This window comes from uncultured Granulicatella sp., assembly GCF_963516875.1.
In the GTDB taxonomy this organism is placed as follows: Bacteria; Bacillota; Bacilli; order Lactobacillales; family Aerococcaceae; genus Granulicatella.
This window is the reverse complement of the sequence record NZ_CAUQCL010000013.1, coordinates 43314-49958: the sequence shown is the minus strand read 5'-3', so window position 1 is coordinate 49958 and position 6645 is coordinate 43314. Positions and strand designations below refer to the sequence as shown.

The 6645-nt window shown below is 33.6% G+C and carries 8 protein-coding genes and 1 tRNA gene; 1 reads left to right on the top strand and 8 read right to left on the bottom strand.

The window, feature by feature from the left end:
• Positions 1–236 precede the first annotated feature (236 nt).
• A tRNA-Thr gene (locus RWM24_RS06180) sits at positions 237–309 on the top strand.
• A 156-nt stretch (positions 310–465) separates the two neighbouring features.
• Here the strand turns inward: RWM24_RS06180 and pepT are convergent.
• The 8 genes from pepT to RWM24_RS06140 all read right to left on the bottom strand — a co-directional run bounded on the left by pepT (position 466) and on the right by RWM24_RS06140 (position 6615).
• A complete protein-coding gene (gene pepT, locus RWM24_RS06175) occupies positions 466–1698 on the bottom strand; it encodes a peptidase T (protein ID WP_314112549.1) in 1233 nt (410 codons plus the stop codon).
• Positions 1698–2252 carry a transcription termination/antitermination protein NusG gene (gene nusG / locus RWM24_RS06170; protein WP_314112548.1) on the bottom strand — a complete coding sequence of 185 codons (555 nt, stop codon included), beginning with the start codon at positions 2250–2252 and terminating at the stop codon, positions 1698–1700. Before nusG ends, pepT begins: the two co-directional genes overlap by 1 nt.
• 96 nt (positions 2253–2348) lie before the next feature.
• Positions 2349–2519, bottom strand: coding sequence for a preprotein translocase subunit SecE (secE, locus tag RWM24_RS06165; RefSeq protein ID WP_314112546.1), 171 nt, complete (start codon positions 2517–2519; stop codon positions 2349–2351).
• 19 nt (positions 2520–2538) lie between these two features.
• Positions 2539–2691 carry a 50S ribosomal protein L33 gene (gene rpmG / locus RWM24_RS06160; protein ID WP_006703972.1) on the bottom strand — a complete coding sequence of 51 codons (153 nt, stop codon included), beginning with the start codon at positions 2689–2691 and terminating at the stop codon, positions 2539–2541.
• Positions 2692–2765: 74 nt separating this feature from the next.
• The gene (locus tag RWM24_RS06155) at positions 2766–3704 is read right to left on the bottom strand and encodes a 1,4-dihydroxy-2-naphthoate polyprenyltransferase (protein ID WP_314112544.1); all 939 of its coding nucleotides are present in this window, start codon (positions 3702–3704) and stop codon (positions 2766–2768) included.
• Between the two features lies 1 nt (position 3705).
• A complete protein-coding gene (locus tag RWM24_RS06150) occupies positions 3706–4806 on the bottom strand; it encodes an FAD:protein FMN transferase (RefSeq protein WP_314112542.1) in 1101 nt (366 codons plus the stop codon).
• Positions 4807–4934: 128 nt separating this feature from the next.
• Positions 4935–5459 carry an FMN-binding protein gene (locus RWM24_RS06145; RefSeq protein WP_314112540.1) on the bottom strand — a complete coding sequence of 175 codons (525 nt, stop codon included), beginning with the start codon at positions 5457–5459 and terminating at the stop codon, positions 4935–4937.
• A gap of 178 nt (positions 5460–5637) precedes the next feature.
• On the bottom strand, positions 5638–6615 hold the full coding sequence (locus RWM24_RS06140) for a polyprenyl synthetase family protein (protein ID WP_314112538.1): 978 nt from the start codon (positions 6613–6615) through the stop codon (positions 5638–5640).
• Positions 6616–6645 lie beyond the last annotated feature (30 nt).

Genomic DNA, 6645 nt, shown 5'->3' with positions numbered 1-6645 from the left:
TTGGCTGTCAACAACTTTTTGAAATTTATTTTAAATTTCTTTTTCGCAATCGCTTTAAATGCGAACGTTCGTTAACAGTGTTTATAATTTACCATAGCTGAATTTATTTTTCAAGTCCTTTTTGTAACTTTTTTTATATTTTCTCAATTTTTTTGTTTCACTCTACTAAAAACCTTAATTAACGCTCTTTTACTTATTTACTTCTCTCTTTTAGAGGAGTATACTATATTTATCAAGCCGAAATAGCTCAGTTGGTAGAGCAACGCACTCGTAACGCGTAGGTCACAGGTTCGAACCCTGCTTTCGGCATCTTATTTAAATTTCGTTTTCAGAATGTTGCTATATTAACATTTTGCTACTCTAATATTGCTAATATATTGCTTAAATTCTAACTTTACGGAACATTTTAGGAACAACTGAATTATATATGAAAGGACCTCAGACTTTTCCATCTGAGGTCTATTTTTATTTCACTATATTTTGAATAATCGTTAATACAACTTCTTTTGCTTTTTCCATGCTTTCTAATGTAACAAATTCATATTGTCCATGTAAATTCTCTGCACCTGTAAATAAGTTTGGCGTTGGAATTCCTTTAAAGGTAATAATACAACCATCTGTACCTCCTCTAAAAGGCTGAATATCTGGTTCGATTCCACATTGACGGTATGCTTCTTTTGCTACTTCGACTGAAGTCATATCTTCTTTTAACACTTCATACATATTAAAGTATTCATCATAAATATGACATTCAATTCTTGGCACATCATAAGATGCATTTTGTTCTTCTACAATTTTAGCAAATGTTTCTTTTCGTTCTTGGAATTTTTCCATCGAATGGTCTCGAATAATATATTCAGCTTCTACCATTCCAATATTTCCAGATTGTTTAGCAAGCATGTAGAAACCTTCATAGCCACTTGTTCTTTCGGGCACTTCTTGTTCTGGTAATTTTGATAATAGTTTAGCAGCTTCGGTTAGTGCATTTACCATGACATCTTTTGCTTGACCTGGATGTACACTTGTTCCATTAATTTTTACGACTGCTCTTGCGGCATTAAAAGTTTCGTACTCTAACTTTCCGACTACACCACTATCTAATGTATAGGCAAATTTTGCTGGCATTCTTTCTGATTTAAAACGATGTGCACCTTTTCCAATTTCCTCATCTGGTCCAAAAGCTACCCAAATATCTCCATGCGGAATTTCTGGGTTATCTAATAAATCGATTGTTGCTTCTAATATGGAAACTAATCCAGCTTTATCATCTGCTCCTAACAATGTTGTCCCATCTGTTGTAATAAGAGTTTGACCGATATAATTTTTCAAGTTAGGAAATTCTTCTACTCGCATCATCAATCCTAATTCAGAATTCAGTAATACATCATTCCCATCATAGTCATAATGAACTTGAGGTTGAATATTTTCCGCATTAAAATCCGCAGTATCGACATGTGCTACAAATCCAATGGCTGGTGCTGTTTTACCTTCTGGCAAATTACTTGGAATACAAGCTACTAAATAGGCATCTTCTAAATCTAAAGAAATATTCGAAAAGCCTAATTCCTTCAATTCCTGTTTCAACATTTGTAAAAAATCTAACTGACTCTTTGTTGTTGGAACAGCAGATGAGTTTAAATCACTTCTTGTATTAATCTTTGCATATCGTACAAAACGATCTAACAAGCTTTCTCGCATTAGTAAGAGTCATCTTCTTTCACTTGATAGAATTCTAATTCTGCAACAGTTTCACGACCAAACATTTCGATTGTTACTTTAACTTTTTGTTTTTCGTCATCAATTTCTGTCACTTTACCACTCATACCATCAAAGGCACCTTCAGTGATAATCACATAATCTCCAACTTTAGCATGTAAATCTACTGGTGCATGTGTTGGAACACCTAAACGTCCTAATAATGTATCAACTTCTTCTGGTAATAATGGTGATGGTTTAGAACCTGCTCCGTGTGATCCAACAAACCCTGTTACACCTGGAGTATTACGAACCACATACCACGCTTGGTCTGACATAATCATTTCAACTAATACATAACCTGGAAAAGTTTTACTTACAGTAACTTTTTCTTTTCCATCTTTTACTTCAACTTCTTCTTCCTCTGGAACAATTACTCGAAAAATATTTTCTTCCATTCCCATTGAACTAATACGTAATTCAATATTTGATTTCACTTTATTTTCATATCCTGAATAAGTATGTAATACATACCATTCTTTTGCTGCATTACTCATCGTAATTCCTCCTAAAATTTTTTCATACAAAAAAACCTTCTCACTTGAAGGTTTTTACTTGTTTTTATTATACCACTATTTTATAACTCTTGCGAATTATTTAATAATTAATTTAAACGCACTTGAAATAGCAAAATCCACAACTGTGAAAAATCCTAACGCAAGTAATACTGCCATTACAACTGTTAATGTATATTTATTAACTTCTTTACCAGTTGGCCATGTTACTCTCTTCATTTCTTTAACAACATTTACTAAAAAACGCATTCGAAGCTGCTCCTCTCGATTATTTAGTTTCTCGATGTAGTGTTTGTTTATTGCAAAACTTACAGAATTTTTTTAACTCTAAACGTTCAACACGCTTATTTTGCCCTAAAGTAAGTGTATAGTTTCTTGAACCACATACACTGCATGCCAACGCTGCTTTCTTTTGTGCCATATTTTCACTACTCTCTTTCTTCTACTATATCATATCTATTCAATCATAAAATTCTCAGTGCCAATTGTCAAGCATTAGCGAAAAAATATCACACTAATGACTAATAATAAAATTTGCACGACATGAATCATAACCATATTCTTAATGGCTAATACAAATGTTGTTCGTTTCTCTTGTTTTTGAAGGAAGAGTTGACTATTTTTATACACTGGAATTACAACTACTAGAGTTCCTAACACTAACATTGGCGCTATTTGAAATACGACTGCTAATACCATTGCTACAAAACTAATGAAATAGAGGACTTGATATAATTTCAGCGCAGTAGTTTTCCCAATATAATACACCAATGTATAGCGGTGATTCGTAATATCTGTTTCTAAATCACATAAATTATTACTCAACATAATATTCGCAATCGTACATACTAACGGCAATGAGAGCAACGCTACTTTGAAGTGATCTAATAACGCTAATCGAACGACCAACATTCCTTGTTCTAATCCCATCCATGCAAAACTTGCTTCTGGAGAGTTTAAAAAAATCACAATCCAAAAAATTCCAAATCCCATTGTCACTCCAGACAACACTTCCCCTAATGGCATTCTTGAAATCGGAATTGAACCAAATGTATAAAATATTCCTATTACAAAACAAAGTGCACCCACAAATAATAAAATGATATTTGTTCTTAACACTAAAATAATTCCAATAATGGTTGCAACACCAACTAGACTACCGAAAATCATCTCAGCTTGTTTTACAGTTAAACTAGAAGTTCCAATAATATTTTCTTCTTGTCGATATGTTTCATTTTTTGCTTTAACATAATCCATTAAATTATTCATAACGGTCGTAGCCATATCAAAACATACCATTCCAATAAAGAATAACGCCATATTCACGGCATTGAAATTCCTAAATGTCCAAATCGAATACAGTAATCCAACTATAAAAGGAATGACACTCGCAATTTTCGTTCTTAGTTCCACTAATTCAATGATATCTTTCATATTAACGCGACCCTTCCCATGTATATTGCTGATTCGTTAGCTTAAACGTATCCTTAATCGAATTAGATACATAGACTTTCTTATCTTTCGTCATAAATACTGCATCTACATCATCTTTTTGATTCACATATTTCAGCCCTTCTTCTACACCGATTGAAAACATCGAAGTTGATAACGCATCTCCTCGTGTTGAACTTGAGACAATAATTGAAACTCCTGCAATATCATTTTCATATGGGTAGCCTGTTTTTGGATTTAAAATATGATGATACGTCTTCCCGTCAACTTCTAAGTATCTCTCATAAATCCCTGAAGTTACAATGGTCTTTTCCTTTTCTAATATCGTTCCTAATGTTGTCCCACGACTTTCCAACGGATCTTGCAATCCTACATTCCACGCTACACCATCTCGTGCTGGAGAACCACCCATTACGACAATATTTCCACCTAAATCAATAACTGCAGTTGTTACACCTTCTTTTTTAAAGAAATTCCATAATTGATCGGCAATAAAACCTTTCGCAATTCCACCTAAATCTAATAACATTCCTTTTTGAGTTAGAAAGACACTTCTTTCTTCATCATTTAACACAACATTTTTATAATTCACTAATGGCAATGCATCGTCAATTTCTTTTTGGGAAGGTTTTCTAGCATCCGGAAACCCAATTCTCCATAAACTTGTTAGCGGACCTACCGTAATATCAAAACTACCATTAAATTCTTCACTATAAGCGATTCCTTGCTTAATGACATCATACACTTCATCACTGACTGCTACCGCATGGTCTCCTGCCGCTTCATTAATCGCATCTACTTCTGACCCACTCGCATTCACTGTAATTCTAGCTTCCAAATCTTTCACCAATGCGAAAGCACGAGTTAGTAATTCTTCAGTATTTGGATGATAGACAGACAATGCTACTGCAGTCCCTAGTAAGAAATCTGTTTTTTTCACAGGAGACTTAATAATTTCTCTAGGTGTTTTTACGGAAGCTGATGAAACAACTTCTGCATCTTGAACTTTCTTTTGCTGACAACTCACTAAGCCAATTGAACTTAAGGTAAGAGTTGTTACCAACAACCATTTATTGATTTTCATATATTTCTCCTTATTGTTTAAATTCCATTCAAATAGTCTACTAAATTTTTCACAATAACTCAAGCAATACTCCTATTTTTCAATATAAAAAAACCGAGCCTAAGCCCGGTTCCTACTTTCATTTTAAATTAGCCTTGAGGTGCAGCCACTTTAATTTCTTTAGTGTCACCTTTTTTAGCTGCTTCAATTAATTTATTAGCATATTCTACAAATGAAGTGTGTGCATTTGTTGCTCCAGAAACTGCTTCAACATCTGATGGAGTTTGTTTTTGTACTAAACCAACATTGTAAGCTTTGAAGTATTCAGCTGGTCCAACTTTAACTTTATCTTTCATTTGTTTTTCATAAGCTTCATCTTCTGATTTACGTTTGCCATCTTTATTTAAGTTATCATAATCTGAAGATGTAATTTTTCCGCCTTCAACTACGATTGTAAACTCTACATGCCAACCACGTTTGTCAGTTTCAGATACTAATTTGTAAGTACCGTCTTTTAATTCTCCTGAAGCAGTAGATTTTGCTGCTTGAGTAGTTGCTGCTGTTGTAGTTGCAGTCGATGAAGTCGTTGATTTAGAACCTCCACCACATGCAGTTAATACAACTACTGATGATAATAAAACAGCTGCTGTTGCTAATGATTTTTTGATTGTCATTTTATCCATCCTTTTCTCTTTGTTTGTACTATTATATCATGTTTTCATAATTCTTTGCAAATTCAAATCAAAATGAACGATTTATCGGGGATACTCTCTACATAACTCTTTTTAAAAAGCTATTCTAAGATAAAAATCTAACCAATAATGATTCTTTTACTCAGAATTTATTTCTCAATTACATAGTACGTTCTAATAATTGTTTTGTTAATTGAGTTAACGTTGCCTTCATATCACTTTCTGGTAAACGCTCAATCTGAGATAACGCTTGCTTCGTATATTGCTGGGCTAATTGTTGTGCTTTTTGCAAGCCTCCAGAATCCTGTACTAATCTTCTTAGTAATAATCGTTCTTGCTCAGAGATTTCTTGTTTCTTTTCTAGTAAAGGAATCATTTTATCAGACTCTTTTTCCATCGCATAAATTAATGGTGCTGTATAAATTCCTTGCGCAACATCTTCTAAAACAGGTTTTCCAAACTCTTGAGAAGTCACTTGATAATCTAAAATATCATCTAAAATTTGAAACGCCATTCCAATTTGTTGACCAATTTTCTTTGCTCTAAGAGCATCATCTATTTGTCCTAATTTTGCGCCCATATAACAGCTAACCATGAATAATTGAGCTGTTTTCCCTTCGATTCGTTTCAAATACTCTTGTAGCCCTAAATCATAACGATAACGATTTCGCATTTGAGCTAATTCACCTTCTACAACTCTTGCCATTCCATTAGTTGGAAGTGTAATTCCTTCTAAATCTGATAAATGCGTTGAAAGAAGTTGATAGCAACTCGTCAAGACATAATCTCCAGCATAAATTGCTACACGATTCCCATAACGAGCATTCAGCGTTTCTTGCCCTCTCCTCATATCTGCTTCATCAATGACATCATCATGGAGCAAAGTTGCTACATGTAGTAATTCTAAAGCAGCTGCAACAGCTCTTACTTGTTCTTGATTTCTATTGTTATTCCAGTTAGCAAATAATGTTAAATAAGCAGGACGAATCATTTTTCCACCTTGCTGTAACATCGTTACAATCGCTTGGTGAATATCTTCATCTTCCATTTCAACACTATTTAACATTAACTGACGAATGGCAGTTAATTCTTGTTTTAAAAACGGGGATTCATTCCACATTGAATGAATTATTTCCATAATTTTTTCTCCAATCACTATAGACAAAAA